Source organism: Pseudomonas sp. PvP027 (assembly GCF_017833005.1).
GTDB classification, from domain to species: Bacteria; Pseudomonadota; Gammaproteobacteria; order Pseudomonadales; family Pseudomonadaceae; genus Aquipseudomonas; species Aquipseudomonas congelans.
In genome coordinates, this window is the sequence record NZ_JAFIBK010000001.1 from 5,146,761 (window position 1) to 5,162,382 (window position 15,622).

The window sequence follows — 15,622 nt, forward strand, 5'->3', positions numbered from 1 at the left end:
AGTCATGGCCGAAGCAGCTGCTGATACCGTTCCTGCAAGAGCGGACGCTTCCGAAAGAAAACCGTTGTTCGGTATGTCTTTTCTGGAAAATCTTTCCGAAATGACCATGCTGCGTCAGATTGGCCTCATGGTCGGTCTTGCCGCGAGCGTGGCCATCGGCTTCGCCGTGGTGCTCTGGTCCCAGCAGCCTGACTACCGTCCGCTGTATGGCAGTCTGGCCGGCATGGACAGCAAGCAGATCATGGACACCCTGACTGCGGCGAACATCAACTACACCGTCGAGCCGAACTCCGGTGCGCTGTTGGTGAAGTCCGATGACGTGCAGCGTGCGCGTATCCAGCTGGCGCAGGCGGGTGTGGTACAGAACGACGCCAACATCGGCTTCGAAATCCTCGACAAGGATCAGGGCCTGGGCACCAGTCAGTTCATGGAAGCCACGCGTTATCGTCGCGGCCTGGAAGGTGAACTGGCGCGTACCATTTCTGCGCTGAACAACGTCAAGGGTGCCCGTGTGCACCTGGCCATTCCGAAAAGCTCGGTGTTCGTCCGTGACGACCGCAAGCCAAGCGCCTCGGTACTGGTCGAGCTGTACGCCGGTCGCTCGCTGGAACCGAGTCAGGTCATGGCCATCATTAACCTGGTGGCCACCAGTGTTCCCGAGCTGAGCAAGTCGCAGATTACCGTCGTCGATCAGAAGGGCGCTTTGCTTTCCGATCAGGCGGAAAACTCCGAACTGACCATGGCCGGCAAGCAGTTCGACTACAGCCGTCGCATGGAAAGCATGCTGACCCAGCGCGTGCAGAACATTCTGCAGCCGATTCTGGGCAATGACCGCTACAAGGCCGAGGTCTCGGCAGTGGTTGATTTCAGCGCTGTCGAATCGACCGCCGAAAGCTTCAACCCTGACCAGCCTGCCTTGCGCAGCGAGCAGTCGGTCAACGAACAGCGTTCCAGCGGCTCAAGCTCGGGCGGCGTTCCAGGGGCGCTGAGCAACCAGCCGCCCGGCCCGGCAACGGCTCCGCAGACTGCAGGAGGTGGTGCTGCCGGTGCCGCCGGCCCTATCGCTCCAGGCCAGCCCCTGCTCGACGCCAATGGTCAGCAGATCATGGACCCGGCAACCGGTCAGCCCGCGTTGGCGCCATACCCGGCCGACAAGCGCGTGCAGTCGACCAAGAACTTCGAGCTGGACCGTTCGATCAGTCACACCAAGCAGCAGCAGGGCCGTCTGACCCGTCTTTCGGTCGCGGTAGTGGTCGATGACATGGTCAAGACCAACGCGGCCAATGGTGAAGTCACCCGTGCTCCGTGGAGCGCGGCCGATCTGGCTCGCTTCACGCGTCTGGTACAGGATGCCGTCGGTTTTGACGCCAGCCGCGGTGATAGTGTCAGCGTGATCAACGTGCCGTTCTCCAGCGAACGCGCTGAAGTGCTGCCTGAAGCGTCGTTCTATTCGCAACCCTGGTTCTGGGACATTGTCAAGCAGGCTGTTGGCGTGATCTTCATCCTGATCCTGGTATTCGGTGTACTGCGCCCGGTGTTGAACAACATCACCAACGGCAAGCGCAAGGAACTGGCAGGTTTCGGTGGCGACGCCGAACTGGGTGGCATGGGCGGTCTGGACGGCGAACTGTCCAACGATCGCGTAAGCCTGGGCGGCCCGCAGAGCATTCTGCTGCCGAGCCCGACCGAAGGCTATGACGCACAGCTGAATGCAATCAAGAGTTTGGTGGCTGAGGATCCTGGCCGTGTGGCTCAGGTTGTGAAAGAGTGGATCAACACTGATGAATGAACGAGCCATGGTAGCCAAACTCTCCAAAGTTGAAAAAGCGGCTGTACTGTTGCTCTCGCTGGGCGAAACCGATGCGGCTCAGGTGCTCCGGCACATGGGCCCCAAGGAAGTCCAGAAAGTGGGCGTAGCGATGGCGCAGATGCGCAATGTGCATCGCGAGCAGGTCGAAGAGGTGATGAGCGAGTTCGTCGACATCGTCGGCGATCAGACCAGCCTTGGCGTCGGTTCCGACGGCTATATCCGCAAGATGCTGACCCAGGCACTGGGCGAGGACAAGGCCAACGGCCTGATCGACCGGATCCTGCTGGGTGGCAATACCAGCGGTCTGGACAGCCTCAAGTGGATGGAGCCACGTGCCGTTGCCGACGTGATCCGTTTCGAGCACCCGCAGATTCAGGCTATCGTGGTTGCCTATCTCGACGCCGACCAGGCGGGCGAAGTGCTTGGGCATTTCGACCACAAGGTCCGTCTGGATATCATCCTGCGCGTTTCTTCGCTCAACACCGTACAGCCAGCGGCTCTCAAGGAACTGAACCAGATTCTCGAGAAGCAGTTCTCCGGTAACGCCAACACGTCGCGTACCACACTGGGTGGTATCAAGCGTGCGGCCGATATCATGAACTTCCTCGATAGCTCCATCGAAGGCGCACTCATGGACTCGATTCGCGAGGTCGACGAAGACCTTTCGGTACAGATCGAAGACCTCATGTTCGTCTTCAACAATCTTTCCGACGTGGACGATCGCGGTATCCAGGCGCTGCTGCGCGAAGTATCCTCGGACGTGCTGGTACTCGCGCTCAAGGGCTCGGACGAAGCGATCAAGGAAAAAATCTTCAAGAACATGTCCAAGCGTGCCTCCGAGCTGCTGCGCGACGACCTGGAAGCAAAAGGTCCGGTACGTGTCAGCGATGTGGAAACCGCCCAGAAAGAAATCCTCACCATTGCGCGTCGTATGGCCGAGGCCGGCGAGATCGTACTCGGTGGCAAGGGTGGCGAGGAAATGATCTAAGGATTCAGCCGACTCATGTCCAGTTCCAATAAAGAATCGGCCAGCGACCTCATTCGCGCCAAGGACGCCGGGCTGCTCGACATCTGGTCGCTGCCCAGCTTCGATCCACATGTGGAGCCCGAACCTGAACCGGAGCCCGAGCTGGTCGACGAACCGGCCGAGATGGAAGAAGTGCCGCTGGAGGAAGTCCAGCCACTGACCCTGGAAGAGCTGGAAAGCATCCGCCAGGAAGCCTGGAACGAAGGCTTTGCCACGGGCGAAAAAGAAGGCTTTCACAGCACCCAGCTCAAGGTCCGACAAGAGGCTGAAGTCGTGCTTGCCGCGAAGGTCGCCAGCCTCGAGCAACTGATGGGGCACCTGCTGGAACCCATTGCCGAGCAGGACACCCAGATCGAAAAGGCTGTCATTCACCTGGTCGAGCACATCGCGCGCAAGGTGATTCAGCGCGAGCTGGTCACGGACTCGGCGCAGATTGCCAGCGTCCTGCGCGATGCACTCAAGCTATTGCCGATGGGCGCGCAGAATCTGCGAATCTTCATAAACCCTCAGGACTTCCTGCTGGTCAAGGCCATGCGTGAACGTCACGAAGAGTCGTGGAAAATCGTCGAAGACGAAGACCTGCTGCCGGGCGGTTGCCGGATCGAAACCGAGCATAGCCGTATCGACGCCAGCGTCGAGACACGCATCGCCCTGGCAATTTCCAAGATGCACGACCAGTTGCACGAACAGTTGACCCATCCTGCGGCGGCCGATCTGAGTGTTGATCTGGAGGCCTCGCCAGGTAAAGCGCCCGACGCTGACGATTCTGACGCGGACACGCTCGATGCGCCTTGATCGCACCAGTTTTGGCAAGCGCCTCGGTTCCTATGCCGAGTCGATCAGCCTGCCAGCCCAGCCCGTAGTGGAAGGCCGTCTGCTGCGCATGGTGGGTCTGACGCTTGAGGCCGAGGGCCTGCGCGCGGCAATGGGCAGCCGGTGTGTGGTCATCAATGACGACAGTCATCATCCGGTGGAAGTCGAAGCCGAAGTAATGGGGTTTTCGGGCGGCAAGGTGTTTCTGATGCCGGTCGGCAGCGTGGCCGGCATCGCACCTGGCGCGCGCGTCGTGCCGCTGGCCGATACCGGTCGCCTGCCGATGGGCATGAGCATGCTGGGCCGGGTGCTTGATGGTGCCGGGCGCCCGCTGGATGGTCGCTCGCCGATCAAGGCCGAGGACTGGGTGCCGATGGATGGCCCGACCATCAACCCGCTCAAGCGTGACCCCATCAGTCAGCCGCTGGATGTCGGCATTCGGTGCATCAACGGTTTGTTGACGGTGGGCCGCGGTCAGCGTCTCGGGCTGTTTGCCGGTACTGGTGTGGGTAAGAGTGTGCTGCTCGGCATGATGACGCGCTTCACCGAGGCGGACATCATCGTCGTCGGCCTGATCGGTGAGCGGGGCCGTGAGGTCAAGGAGTTCATCGAGCACATCCTCGGCGAGGAGGGCCTGAAGCGTTCCGTGGTCGTCGCGTCGCCAGCCGATGATGCGCCACTGATGCGTTTGCGTGCCGCGATGTATTGCACGCGAATCGCCGAATACTTTCGTGACAAGGGCAAGAATGTCCTGTTGCTGATGGACTCCCTGACACGTTTTGCTCAGGCTCAGCGTGAAATCGCGCTGGCCATTGGCGAGCCGCCAGCCACCAAGGGCTATCCGCCTTCGGTGTTCGCCCGTTTGCCCAAGCTGGTGGAGCGCGCCGGCAATGCCGAGGCAGGCGGTGGTTCGATCACCGCGTTTTACACGGTGCTGTCTGAGGGTGATGACCAGCAGGACCCGATTGCCGACTCGGCGCGTGGTGTACTCGACGGTCACATCGTGCTGTCCCGGCGTCTGGCCGAAGAGGGGCATTACCCGGCCATTGATATTGAAGCGTCCATCAGCCGGGTCATGCCCGCAGTGGTCAGCCCCGAGCACATGGCGCGTGCGCAGCATTTCAAACAGTTGTGGTCGCGCTATCAGCAGACCCGCGATCTCATCAGTGTGGGTGCCTATGTAGCGGGCGGCGATCGCGAGACGGACATGGCCATTGCGCTGCATCCGGTACTGGTGCGCTACCAGCGTCAGGGCCTGCGTGACAATGAAAGCATGCAAGGTAGCAGCGAGGCGCTGGCGTCGATCTTTGCACCGGCTCCTGGCGGCTGATAAGCCATGGCCCAGAGTCGAGCGGCGCGTCTGGCGCCGGTGGTCGAGATGGCAGAAGCTGCCGAGCGAACGGCCGCCCAGCGTCTTGGGCACTTCCAGGGGCAGGTCAACCTTGCCAACAACAAGCTGCAGGAGCTTGACCAGTTTCGTCAGGATTATCAGCAGCAATGGTTGGAGCGCGGTAGCGCCGGGGTTTCCGGGCAATGGCTGCTGGGTTATCAACGCTTTCTCAGTCAGCTCGATGTTGCGGTTGCACAGCAATACAAAAGTCTCGAATGGCACAAGGCCAACCTGGATCGGGCGCGCAGCGCCTGGCAGGATTGCTACGCGCGGGTAGAGGGCTTGCGCAAGCTGGTGCAGCGGTACATGGACGAGGCGCGCAGGCTGGAGGACAAGCGCGAGCAGAAATTGCTCGACGAATTGTCGCAGCGCCTGCCTCGCCATGAACAATTCTGACGTTTGACTCAATCAGACCCGCAGTGATCTCTCTGGCTGGTCTACGCTATCAATGTCTCGGTGATGAAACACCTCGAGGTTCCCATGACTGTCACTTCCGAACGTTCTGCCGATGGCCAGACACTGACCCTTTATATCGAAGGGCGCTTCGATTTCAACTCCCACCAGGCATTTCGCACTGCCTATGAGGACTACCCGCAATCACTGAGCTACGTGGTCGACCTGCGCGGTACTCATTACCTGGACAGTTCTGCGCTGGGGATGCTGTTGCTGCTGCGCGATCACGCCGGAGGTGACAAGGCACTGGTGCGCCTGGTCAACTGCACGCCTGATGTGCTGAAGATTCTGGCCATTTCCAATTTCTCGAAGCTGTTCGAATTGAGCATACCCAGTGCAGCCAGCCCCGAAAAAACTGTGCATTCTCATCGCTGATGACAGCGCCAGCGACCGGCTGCTGCTTTCAACTATCGTCGCGCGCCAGGGGCACCGGGTCCTCTGCGCGGGCAATGGTGTGGAAGCGGTGGCCATTTTCACGGCTGAAAGCCCGCAGTTGATTCTGATGGACGCCATGATGCCGGTCATGGATGGCTTCGAGGCGGCGCGAAGGATCAAGGCGATGACCGGCGAATCGCTGGTGCCGATCATCTTCCTGACCTCGCTCACCGAAGGCGAAGCGCTTGCACGCTGCCTGGACGCCGGTGGCGACGATTTCATGTCCAAGCCTTACAACCCGCTGGTATTGGCCGCCAAGATCAATGCCATGAACCGTCTGCGGGTATTGCACGAAACCGTCCGCCAACAGCGTGACCAGATCGCCAGGCACCATGAGTACCTGCTCAATGAGCAGCGCGTCGCCAAGGCGGTGTTCGATCAGATCGCCCATGCGGGTTGCCTGGGGGCCAGCAATATCCGCTACCTGCAGTCCCCCTACGCGCTGTTCAACGGCGACCTGATGCTGGCCGCTTACACACCCGCCGGGCACATGCAGGTGCTGCTCGGGGATTTCACCGGACATGGCTTGCCGGCTGCCGTCGGCGCGATGCCGCTTGCAGAAGTGTTCTACGGCATGACAGCCAAGGGCTATGGCCTGGTTGAAATCCTCCGTGAAATGAACGCCAAGCTCAAACGCATCCTTCCGGTCGACATGTTTTGCTGTGCCACGCTGCTGTGTATCAATCTGCCGCAGCGGCAGGTCGAGGTCTGGAGTGGTGGCTTGCCGGACGGCTACCTGTTGCGCGGCGCGCAGGGCGAACATGTGCCGCTGACCTCGAATCATCTACCGTTGGGCGTATTGAGCGTCGATGCCTTCGATGCGCGCACCGACGTGTATCCGTTGGCACCGGGTGATCGCATATTTCTGTTGTCCGACGGCGTGCTCGACACCAGCAACAGCCAGGACGAGCTGTTCGGTGCGCAGCGTCTGCGACAGGTTCTGTCTGCCAATCGCGAGCCGCAGTTACTGATCGAAGAGATCCTCGAGGCACTCAACGAATTTGGCGGCAAGGCGCGTGACGATGTCAGCCTGCTGGAAGTCAGCGCTGTCGAGGCGCCGCTGGAGAGCCTGCCTGCCATGATGTATTCGGACAGCGGCGCATCCAGCCCGCTGGACTGGTCGGCCAGCTTCGAGTTTCGTGCCTCGACCCTCAAACGTTTCAACCCGCTGCCTTATGTACTGCAATTGCTGCTGGAGGTTCATGGTCTCCGTAATCAGGGCGCTGCGCTGCATATGGTGCTCGGCGAGCTGTACAGCAATGCGCTGGAGCATGGTGTATTAGGGTTGGATTCGACACTCAAGCACGATGCCGCAGGTTTCGGGCTTTATTATCAGCAGCGGGCAGAGCGTCTCGACAGCCTGCATTCTGGCTTCATCCGGGTGACCCTGCAGGTTGAAACGGTCGCGGAGGGCGGTCGGCTGACCCTCGGCGTCGAGGACAGCGGCCAGGGGTTTGATGTGGAAAAGGCCCGGATGCAGACGCCTGCCAGTAACGAACTGTATGGGCGCGGACTGAATCTGGTCTGTGAATTGAGCCGCAAGGCCAGGTGGTCCAGGGACGGCAGGACCGCCTGCGTGGAATTTTCCTGGGAGGGAGTGGCATAATCCCCGCCTGGAGTCTTGATCAAGGAGTGAACAAGTGTCGATTCATCTGGATTACAGCGTATTGAATGCTTTGCAGGAGGTCATGGAGGACGAATATCCGACCTTGCTGGATGTTTTTCTCAAGGATTCCGAGCAGCGTATCGCGCAGCTGCGTCTGGCTGTCGGGGCCTGCCATCCTGATTTTCAGGAGTTGAGCCTTACCGCTCACAGTTTCAAGGGCAGCAGCAGCAACATGGGCGCCTTGCAGCTTTCAGAGTTGTGTCGTCAGCTTGAAGAGCAGGCCCGGCAGCAGCAGTTCGCAGGTCTTGCAGAACTGATCGGCACGATCGACAGCGAATACATGACGATTCGCGGGCTGTTCAAGTCCGAGCTGCAGCTGTTCGTCAGCTGAGTCTTGAGAACCCCCTCTCTATTCCCTCTATGGGAACTCATTAAAAGATTGGCCCGCATATTGCTAACTATTTAAGTAAGGCGATAACCAGCAGCTCATGCGGAGACCGAAATGCCCCTTGCTACCAATGCGCTTCTTCAGGCCACAACTACTGTGACCGCCAGGTCCGGTGTGGCCAACAATGCGGTCAAGTCTGCTGACAGCAGCAAGGACGGGGCCTCCAGCTTTTCCAACGTCTATGCAAAGCAGGCGAAAGACACTGCCCCTGCGCGCGATGACGCACCAGTGAAGTCAGCTCGCGACAAGGCCGCGCCTGACAAGGACAAGGTTGCCGCCGGCAAGGACAAGTCTGCAAGCGATCAGGCAAATGCCGCCGACAAGTCGAGCGTTGCCGATAGCGGCAATGATTTGCCAGCCAAGTCGGCTGCTGCGGATGACGCGGCCCACTCTGATGCGAAGCAGGATGATGCACAGGCTTCTGCCGATCCGGCGCTGGCTGAGGGTCAGGCGATCGTCGATCCGGTCCTTGATCCGGCATTGCAGGCGATGGTCGCACAGGCTCCCGGAGCGCCTGTAGCCAAGGCGCCAAGTGTGCAAGTCATCACTGCGCCAGCGGTCTCGGCGGTCACTACCACTAAGGCCGCACCGTCAGTTGTGGCCGAAGAAGCGTTCAATCCCGACGCCGATCCGCTTGACGGTCTGGATGCCGTGCAGTTGGCGCTGGAAAACGCCACTGCCAAGACTCAACTGGCTGCGCAGAATGCCCAGGCTGCCAACAAGGCGACGCCGAGCAATGCCGAAGCTGACCCCACTCAGAATATCGTCAATAACCTGTCGGTCTTGAGCGAGCAGCTTCCGTCCGAAGGCAGCAGCACTGAAAGCAGCGACAAGTCATTCAGCGGTTTGATCGGTGAAGGGCTGAAGGATGTCAAAGGTGCCGCCGGTGACACTCGCGTCGACAACTTTGCCGATCGCCTCGCTGCGCTCAGTCAGGCCGCGCAACCTGCACGCGCAGCGGCCGCACCTGCCGCGCCCTTGATGAACCAGCCATTGGCCATGCATCAAAGTGGCTGGACCGAAGGCATCGTCGACCGCGTCATGTACCTGTCGAGCCAGAATCTCAAGACCGCCGATATCAAGCTGGAACCTGCCGAACTCGGTCGTCTGGATATCCGTATCAACATGGCGCCTGAGCAGCAAACCCAGGTGACATTCATGAGCGCACATATGGGCGTGCGCGACGCACTGGAAAGCCAGATGTCGAAGTTGCGTGAGTCGTTCGTGCAGCAGGGGCTTGGCAACGTCGACGTCAATGTCTCCGATCAGTCGCAACAGCAGGCCCAGCAACAGGCTCAGGAGCAGGCCAGTCGCGCCCAGCGCAGCGGTCGTGGCGGTGGCATGAGCTCCAGCGATTCCTCCGATGAAATCGCAGGCGTCGATGCGGCCATTCCGGTCAGCCAGCCAGCGGCACGTGTGATCGGCAGCAGTGAGATCGATTATTACGCGTGAGGCAAGCCTGTCCTGATCTGATTCTCGTGCCAACGCTCCGCGCAGGCATGGAGTTCCTGATGCTCTGCATCACAAATCGTCGATGCGAAACAATGTTATGCCTTACACGCAGTCGCTGCTAACGCAGTGCTTTTCGACCGCGGTGGTGCAGGCGACGCAGATTGCGACGTAAGTGACGGGGCGAAGGAGCCTGACTGAGTCGGGCCGGAAACGGAGCCAGGGGCTTTGGTCGCTTTGGTCGCATCAAAGTGACTCGCCGAGGGGCGAAAAGGTTACCTGAGCCGAACCCCAATCCACCTGACATCACAGAACCGCTGTGTGACGCGAAGCGTCACGAACTGCATTCCCACGCGGAGCGTGAGGAATGATAGCCATCAGCTACCGGACCGCGTCTTCAACGCCTGTACAATAATCACCATGCCTCTGCGCCCAGGCGCGTAACCAGTTGTGTCCAATACATCCCCGTCTCGTACAAATCTGGCATAACACTTGCTCTGCCTCTGTCACGTATTGAAGAACCTCTTGAATAGTGACGGATTATTGGCATGGCGCAGAGCGAAGAAGTTAAAGACCCCGCGACCACAGGCAAAGGTAAAGGCAAACTCAAGCTCATTATCATCGCCGTCGTGGCGTTGCTGCTGGCGGTAGGCTTGTCGGTGGGCGCGACCTGGTTCCTCATGCACAAGAGTGAAAGCAAGGTAGATCCAGCGGCGGCCGCTGCGGCAGCGAACGTCAAGCCAGTGGCGGTGTTCGAACCGATGACCCCGGCCTTCGTAGTCAACTTCAACGCCAATGGTCGCCAACGCTACATGCAGGTGAGTATCACCATGCTGGGGCGTAACGCAGCCGACATGGAAGCACTGAAGGTACACATGCCATTGATCCGCAACAATCTGGTCATGCTGTTTGCAGCCATTCCTTTCGAATCGCTGGCTTCGCCGATCGGCCAGGAAATGCTGCGTCAGAAAGCGACTGCCAGCATTCAGGAAGTCGCACAGAAAGAACTTGGCAAGACTGTGATCGAACAGCTGCTCTTCACTAACTTCGTATTGCAGTAGGACTCTCACATGGCCGTGCAAGACCTGCTCTCCCAGGATGAGATCGATGCGCTGCTGCATGGCGTCGACGATGGGATGGTCCAGACTGACAACAACAGCGAACCTGGCAGTGTCAAAAGTTATGACCTGACCAGCCAGGACCGGATCGTCCGCGGACGTATGCCGACGCTGGAAATGATCAACGAGCGATTCGCCCGCTACACGCGTATCAGCATGTTCAATCTGCTGCGCCGTTCTGCGGACGTGGCGGTGGGCGGTGTTCAGGTCATGAAGTTCGGTGAGTACGTGCATTCCCTGTACGTGCCGACCAGCCTGAATCTGGCCAAGATCAAGCCGCTGCGTGGCACCGCGCTGTTCATCCTCGACGCCAAGCTGGTGTTCAAGCTGGTGGATAACTTTTTCGGCGGTGACGGTCGTCACGCCAAGATCGAAGGCCGTGAGTTCACGCCGACCGAACTGCGTGTCGTGCGCATGGTGCTGGATCAGGCGTTTGTCGACCTCAAGGAGGCCTGGCAGGCGATCATGGAAGTCAATTTCGAGTACATCAACTCAGAAGTGAACCCGGCCATGGCCAACATCGTCGGGCCGAGCGAGGCTGTCGTGATTTCCACCTTCCACATCGAGCTCGATGGCGGTGGCGGCGATCTGCACGTGACCATGCCGTACTCGATGATCGAGCCGATTCGCGAAATGCTTGATGCCGGTTTCCAGTCCGATCTGGACGATCAGGACGAGCGCTGGGTCAACGCGCTCAAGGAAGACGTGCTGGATGTCAACGTGCCGCTCACCACGACCATCGCCCAGCGCCAGTTGCCGTTGCGGGACATCCTGCACATGCGTCCTGGTGATGTGATCCCGGTGGAGCTGAGCGACTCGCTGGTCTTGCGTGCCAATGGCGTACCTTCGTTCAAGGTCAAGCTTGGCTCGCACAAGGGCAAGATGGCCCTGCAAGTAATCGAACCCATAGCGCGACGCTGACCTTTCTGGTCTGCGTCGGAAATTGTTGCGTAACTGAAATACAGCGTGCAGAGGACAACCGATGGCTGATGAAAACGATATGACGTCTGCTGAAGACCAGGCATTGGCCGATGAATGGGCTGCTGCATTGGGCGAAGCTGGCGACAGTCAGGCTGATATTGATGCGTTGCTGGCTGCGGACGCCGGGAACTCGGGTAGCCGGATGGCCATGGAAGAGTTTGGCAGCGTGCCGAAAAGCAGCGGGCCGGTTTCTCTGGATGGTCCCAACCTGGATGTGATTCTCGACATTCCGGTGTCGATCTCCATGGAAGTGGGCAGCACCGATATCAACATTCGCAACCTGTTGCAGCTCAACCAGGGCTCGGTGATCGAGCTGGATCGTCTGGCGGGCGAACCGCTGGATGTGCTGGTCAACGGCACGTTGATCGCGCATGGCGAAGTGGTAGTGGTCAACGAAAAGTTCGGGATCCGTCTGACCGACGTGATCAGCCCGAGCGAACGCATCAAGAAGCTGCGCTAAGTGAGGCGCTGGCTGAGTGTTCTGCTGACTTTGCCATCGCTGGCCTGGGCCGCCGAACCCGCCGCCCAGGCGGCGCCTGCGCAAGTGGCCAACACGGTCTCAGGCGGTATGGGCGGGCAGGTGGTGCAGCTATTGTTCGGTCTGATCCTGGTGATTGGCCTGATTTTCGTGCTCGCCTGGCTGATGCGCCGGGTGCAGCGCGTCGGGCCGAACAGTAATCAGTTGATCGAGCTGGTGAGTTCGCGTGCGCTGGGGCCGCGTGATCGGCTGGTGCTGGTACAGATCGGTAATGAACAGGTGCTGCTGGGCATTACGCCCGGGCGAATCACGCCTCTGCATGTGCTCAAGGAGCCCGTACAGGTGCCGGTGCGCGAGCAGGCTACCCCTGAATTCGCTCAGCGCCTGATGGAGCTGATGGGCAAGGATAAGGACAAGAAGTAATGGGCGCCTTGCGTTTCCTGATACTGCTGTTGCTGGTCATGGTGACGCCTGCTGCGCTGGCGGCCGATCCGCTGTCGATTCCGGCGATCACGCTGTCCAACGGTACCGATGGCCAGCAGGAGTATTCGGTCAGCCTGCAGATTCTGCTGATCATGACCGCGCTGAGCTTCATTCCGGCGTTCGTCATGTTGATGACCAGCTTCACGCGCATCATCATCGTCTTTTCGATTCTGCGTCAGGCCCTCGGCCTGCAGCAGACGCCGTCGAACCAGATTCTTACCGGCATGGCGCTGTTTCTGACCATGTTCATCATGGCGCCGGTATTCGACCGGGTGAATCAGGATGCTCTGCAGCCTTACCTGGCCGAGAAGCTTTCGGCGCAGGATGCGGTGGCCAAGGCGCAGGTGCCGATCAAGGACTTCATGCTGGCGCAGACTCGCACCAGCGATCTTGAGCTGTTCATGCGTCTGTCCAAGCGCACTGATATCCCGACCCCGGATGCCGCACCGTTGACCATTCTGGTTCCGGCATTCGTGATCTCGGAGCTCAAGACGGCGTTTCAGATCGGCTTCATGATCTTCATTCCGTTCCTGATCATCGATCTGGTGGTGGCCAGTGTGCTGATGGCGATGGGTATGATGATGCTGTCGCCGCTGATCATTTCTCTGCCGTTCAAGATCATGCTGTTTGTGCTGGTGGACGGCTGGGCGCTGATTGTCGGCACCCTGGCTGGCAGTTTTGGTGGTGTATGAGCCGTTTTACTGAGGAGTCTGCCCGATGACGCCGGAAGTAGCCGTCGATCTGTTCCGCGAGGCGCTGTGGCTGACCACTGTGCTGGTCGCGATTCTTGTAGTGCCGAGCCTGTTGTGCGGTCTGCTGGTGGCGATGTTTCAGGCGGCCACACAGATCAACGAACAGACCCTGAGCTTCCTGCCGCGGCTGCTGGTGATGCTCATCACCCTTATCGCCATCGGCCCGTGGCTGTTGAAAATATTCATGGAATACATGCTGTCGTTGTACACCAGTATTCCGACCCTGATCGGCTAGCGCCGCATGCAGCCGATGCTTGCGCTGACCGATACCCAGATCAGTACCTGGGTAGCCAGCTTCATGCTGCCGCTGTTTCGCATCATCGCGTTGCTGATGACCATGCCGATCATCGGCACCACGCTGGTCCCGCGTCGCGTGCGCATGTACCTCGCCGTGGCGATCACGGTGGTGGTCGCGCCTGCGCTTCCCGCCATGCCGCCCGTGCAGGCGCTCGACCTGAGCGCGCTGTTGCTGATCGGTGAGCAGATCATCATCGGCGCCGGGATGGGCCTTTCGCTGCAGCTGTTTTTCCATATCTTTGTCGTCGCGGGGCAGATTATCTCGACGCAGATGGGGATGGGCTTTGCGTCGATGGTCGACCCTACCAACGGCGTTTCCTCCGCCACCATCGGTCAGTTCTTCACGATGCTGGTCACCCTGTTGTTTCTGGCCATGAATGGTCATCTGGTGGTGCTGGAAATTCTCGTCGAGAGCTTTACCACGATGCCGGTTGGCAGTGGTTTGCTGGTGAACAATTTCTGGGAGCTGGCCAACGGGCTGGGCTGGGTGCTGAGCTCCGGTCTGCGACTGGTATTGCCTGCGATCACCGCGCTGCTGATCATCAACATCGCCTTTGGCGTCATGACTCGCGCCGCACCGCAACTCAACATCTTCTCCATCGGCTTCCCGCTTACGCTGGTGTTGGGCATGGTCATTCTATGGATGACCATGGGCGACATTCTCAATCAGTATCAACCGATCGCTACGCAGGGATTGCAGGCGTTGCGCGACATGGTGAGGGCTCGTTGAATGGCAGAAAACGAGAATGGCCAGGACAAGACAGAAGACCCCACGGAAAAAAAGGTCAAGGACGCACGGGCTGACGGCCAGATCGCGCGCTCCAAGGAGCTGACCACGCTGGTGGTGATGCTGATGGGGGCGGGCGGGTTACTGATGTTCGGCTCTGATATCGCCCTGATGATGTCCGAGCTGATGCGTGACAATTTCACGATATCCCGTGAAACCCTGATGGATCAGTCCTATATGGGCAAGGCGCTGCTCAGTTCCGGTATGCACGCGCTGATAGTGGTCCTGCCGTTCCTGATCGCCATGCTGGTTGCCGCACTGGTGGGGCCGATCATGCTCGGCGGCTGGCTGTTCGCAACCAAATCGTTGATGCCCAAGTTCAGCCGCATGAACCCGGCGGCAGGGCTCAAGCGCATGTTCTCGCCGCATGCGCTGGTTGAGTTGCTCAAGTCCTTCGGAAAATTCCTGATCATTCTGGCAGTGGCGCTGGTGGTTCTGAACAATGAGCGCAAGGACCTGGTCGCGATTGCTCACGAGCCGCTCGAGCAGGCCATGATCCACAGCCTGATGGTGGTGGGCTGGAGCAGCTTCTGGATGGCGTGTGGCCTGATATTCATCGCGGCGGCGGATGTGCCGTTCGTGTTGTATGAAGCGCACAAGAAGCTGCTGATGACCAAGCAGGAAGTGCGCGACGAGCACAAGAACAGCGAGGGCAGCCCGGAGATCAAGCAGCGCATTCGCCAGTTGCAGCGTGAAATGTCCCAGCGGCGCATGATGGCCTCGGTTCCCGAGGCCGACGTGATCATCACCAACCCGACCCACTTCGCCGTTGCCCTCAAATACGATCCCGAGCAGGGCGGGGCGCCGATGCTGCTGGCCAAGGGCACTGATCTGGTCGCGCTGAAAATTCGCGAAATCGGCGCGCATAACGAAATCCTGATTCTGGAGTCCGCAGCACTGGCGCGCTCTATCTACTACAGCACCGAGCTTGATCAGGAAATCCCCGCCGGCCTGTATCTGGCAGTTGCCCAGGTGCTGGCCTACGTCTACCAGATCCGCCAGTTCCGCGCCGGTCAGGGCAAGCGCCCCGACCCTCTGGGCGACATCAAGATCCCTCCCGACCTGCAGCGCGATGCGTAGCCCGCACCTGGGCGTGTGGTGCGGCGCAGATTTGTGACGCAGAGCGTCATCCACGGCATTCCCACGCTGGAGCGTGAGGAACCAGGTGTTCATGAAGACACCTATCGTGCCCATGCTCCGCGTGGGCACGCCGTTCCGGACGCTCCGCGTCCGCTTTTGCTCAGGTAAACGAGCAGATTTCTGACTGTGCTCAGCACACCGGTTTTACGTTACCT

At 59.6% G+C, this 15,622-nt stretch carries 17 protein-coding genes; all 17 read left to right on the forward strand.

Features of this window, described 5'->3' with window-relative positions:
* Positions 1 to 4: 4 nt before the first annotated feature.
* The 17 genes from fliF (at position 5) to flhB (ending at position 15,407) form a co-directional block, all read left to right on the forward strand.
* Positions 5 to 1,789 (forward strand): flagellar basal-body MS-ring/collar protein FliF, encoded by a 1,785-nt coding sequence (gene fliF / locus JOE33_RS22405; protein ID WP_010428005.1) that lies wholly within the window; start codon positions 5 to 7, stop codon positions 1,787 to 1,789.
* Complete coding sequence (fliG, locus tag JOE33_RS22410) at positions 1,782 to 2,798, forward strand: flagellar motor switch protein FliG (protein WP_010428004.1); 1,017 nt, start codon at positions 1,782 to 1,784, stop codon at positions 2,796 to 2,798. Before fliF ends, fliG begins: the two co-directional genes overlap by 8 nt.
* 15 nt (positions 2,799 to 2,813) lie before the next feature.
* Complete coding sequence (gene fliH, locus JOE33_RS22415) at positions 2,814 to 3,632, forward strand: flagellar assembly protein FliH (RefSeq protein ID WP_096140563.1); 819 nt, start codon at positions 2,814 to 2,816, stop codon at positions 3,630 to 3,632.
* A complete protein-coding gene (fliI, locus tag JOE33_RS22420; protein WP_010428000.1) occupies positions 3,622 to 4,980 on the forward strand; it encodes a flagellar protein export ATPase FliI in 1,359 nt (452 codons plus the stop codon). Before fliH ends, fliI begins: the two co-directional genes overlap by 11 nt.
* A gap of 6 nt (positions 4,981 to 4,986) precedes the next feature.
* The gene (gene fliJ / locus JOE33_RS22425) at positions 4,987 to 5,436 is read left to right on the forward strand and encodes a flagellar export protein FliJ (RefSeq protein WP_010427998.1); all 450 of its coding nucleotides are present in this window, start codon (positions 4,987 to 4,989) and stop codon (positions 5,434 to 5,436) included.
* 84 nt (positions 5,437 to 5,520) lie between these two features.
* Positions 5,521 to 5,868, forward strand: a complete 348-nt coding sequence (locus JOE33_RS22430) for an STAS domain-containing protein (RefSeq protein WP_010427997.1) — start codon at positions 5,521 to 5,523, stop codon at positions 5,866 to 5,868.
* Complete coding sequence (locus JOE33_RS22435) at positions 5,828 to 7,534, forward strand: fused response regulator/phosphatase (protein ID WP_054994008.1); 1,707 nt, start codon at positions 5,828 to 5,830, stop codon at positions 7,532 to 7,534. The genes JOE33_RS22430 and JOE33_RS22435 overlap by 41 nt, the downstream gene beginning before the upstream one ends.
* Before the next feature lie 34 nt (positions 7,535 to 7,568).
* Complete coding sequence (locus tag JOE33_RS22440; RefSeq protein WP_187625833.1) at positions 7,569 to 7,925, forward strand: Hpt domain-containing protein; 357 nt, start codon at positions 7,569 to 7,571, stop codon at positions 7,923 to 7,925.
* Positions 7,926 to 8,036: 111 nt separating this feature from the next.
* A complete protein-coding gene (locus JOE33_RS22445; RefSeq protein WP_209924137.1) occupies positions 8,037 to 9,434 on the forward strand; it encodes a flagellar hook-length control protein FliK in 1,398 nt (465 codons plus the stop codon).
* 545 nt (positions 9,435 to 9,979) lie between these two features.
* Positions 9,980 to 10,492, forward strand: a complete 513-nt coding sequence (fliL, locus tag JOE33_RS22450; RefSeq protein WP_003343996.1) for a flagellar basal body-associated protein FliL — start codon at positions 9,980 to 9,982, stop codon at positions 10,490 to 10,492.
* A 9-nt stretch (positions 10,493 to 10,501) separates the two neighbouring features.
* Positions 10,502 to 11,470: a flagellar motor switch protein FliM gene (gene fliM / locus JOE33_RS22455; protein ID WP_010427645.1), complete on the forward strand. Its 969-nt coding sequence runs from the start codon at positions 10,502 to 10,504 to the stop codon at positions 11,468 to 11,470.
* 61 nt (positions 11,471 to 11,531) lie between these two features.
* Positions 11,532 to 11,990, forward strand: a complete 459-nt coding sequence (gene fliN / locus JOE33_RS22460) for a flagellar motor switch protein FliN (protein ID WP_010427647.1) — start codon at positions 11,532 to 11,534, stop codon at positions 11,988 to 11,990.
* Positions 11,991 to 12,431 (forward strand): flagellar biosynthetic protein FliO, encoded by a 441-nt coding sequence (gene fliO / locus JOE33_RS22465; RefSeq protein WP_187625831.1) that lies wholly within the window; start codon positions 11,991 to 11,993, stop codon positions 12,429 to 12,431. It abuts the gene before it with no gap.
* The gene (fliP, locus tag JOE33_RS22470; protein ID WP_010427651.1) at positions 12,431 to 13,183 is read left to right on the forward strand and encodes a flagellar type III secretion system pore protein FliP; all 753 of its coding nucleotides are present in this window, start codon (positions 12,431 to 12,433) and stop codon (positions 13,181 to 13,183) included. Before fliO ends, fliP begins: the two co-directional genes overlap by 1 nt.
* A gap of 25 nt (positions 13,184 to 13,208) precedes the next feature.
* Positions 13,209 to 13,478 carry a flagellar biosynthetic protein FliQ gene (locus tag JOE33_RS22475; RefSeq protein WP_010427652.1) on the forward strand — a complete coding sequence of 90 codons (270 nt, stop codon included), beginning with the start codon at positions 13,209 to 13,211 and terminating at the stop codon, positions 13,476 to 13,478.
* Between the two features lie 6 nt (positions 13,479 to 13,484).
* The gene (fliR, locus tag JOE33_RS22480; protein ID WP_032611901.1) at positions 13,485 to 14,270 is read left to right on the forward strand and encodes a flagellar biosynthetic protein FliR; all 786 of its coding nucleotides are present in this window, start codon (positions 13,485 to 13,487) and stop codon (positions 14,268 to 14,270) included.
* A complete protein-coding gene (gene flhB, locus JOE33_RS22485; RefSeq protein WP_010427657.1) occupies positions 14,271 to 15,407 on the forward strand; it encodes a flagellar biosynthesis protein FlhB in 1,137 nt (378 codons plus the stop codon). It begins immediately after the preceding gene.
* Positions 15,408 to 15,622: the final 215 nt, after the last annotated feature.

What these genes read in the sequence shown, in the direction of transcription:
- fliF (WP_010428005.1), top strand. Translation starts at nt 5, where the DNA reads ATGGCCGAAGCAGCTGCTGATACCGTTCCTGCAAGAGCGGACGCTTCC.
- JOE33_RS22430 (WP_010427997.1), top strand. Translation starts at nt 5,521, where the DNA reads ATGACTGTCACTTCCGAACGTTCTGCCGATGGCCAGACACTGACCCTT.
- JOE33_RS22475 (WP_010427652.1), top strand. Translation starts at nt 13,209, where the DNA reads ATGACGCCGGAAGTAGCCGTCGATCTGTTCCGCGAGGCGCTGTGGCTG.
- fliI (WP_010428000.1), top strand. Translation starts at nt 3,622, where the DNA reads ATGCGCCTTGATCGCACCAGTTTTGGCAAGCGCCTCGGTTCCTATGCC.
- fliJ (WP_010427998.1), top strand. Translation starts at nt 4,987, where the DNA reads ATGGCCCAGAGTCGAGCGGCGCGTCTGGCGCCGGTGGTCGAGATGGCA.
- JOE33_RS22445 (WP_209924137.1), top strand. Translation starts at nt 8,037, where the DNA reads ATGCCCCTTGCTACCAATGCGCTTCTTCAGGCCACAACTACTGTGACC.
- fliM (WP_010427645.1), top strand. Translation starts at nt 10,502, where the DNA reads ATGGCCGTGCAAGACCTGCTCTCCCAGGATGAGATCGATGCGCTGCTG.
- fliH (WP_096140563.1), top strand. Translation starts at nt 2,814, where the DNA reads ATGTCCAGTTCCAATAAAGAATCGGCCAGCGACCTCATTCGCGCCAAG.
- fliG (WP_010428004.1), top strand. Translation starts at nt 1,782, where the DNA reads ATGAATGAACGAGCCATGGTAGCCAAACTCTCCAAAGTTGAAAAAGCG.
- fliL (WP_003343996.1), top strand. Translation starts at nt 9,980, where the DNA reads ATGGCGCAGAGCGAAGAAGTTAAAGACCCCGCGACCACAGGCAAAGGT.
- flhB (WP_010427657.1), top strand. Translation starts at nt 14,271, where the DNA reads ATGGCAGAAAACGAGAATGGCCAGGACAAGACAGAAGACCCCACGGAA.
- fliP (WP_010427651.1), top strand. Translation starts at nt 12,431, where the DNA reads ATGGGCGCCTTGCGTTTCCTGATACTGCTGTTGCTGGTCATGGTGACG.
- fliR (WP_032611901.1), top strand. Translation starts at nt 13,485, where the DNA reads ATGCAGCCGATGCTTGCGCTGACCGATACCCAGATCAGTACCTGGGTA.
- fliN (WP_010427647.1), top strand. Translation starts at nt 11,532, where the DNA reads ATGGCTGATGAAAACGATATGACGTCTGCTGAAGACCAGGCATTGGCC.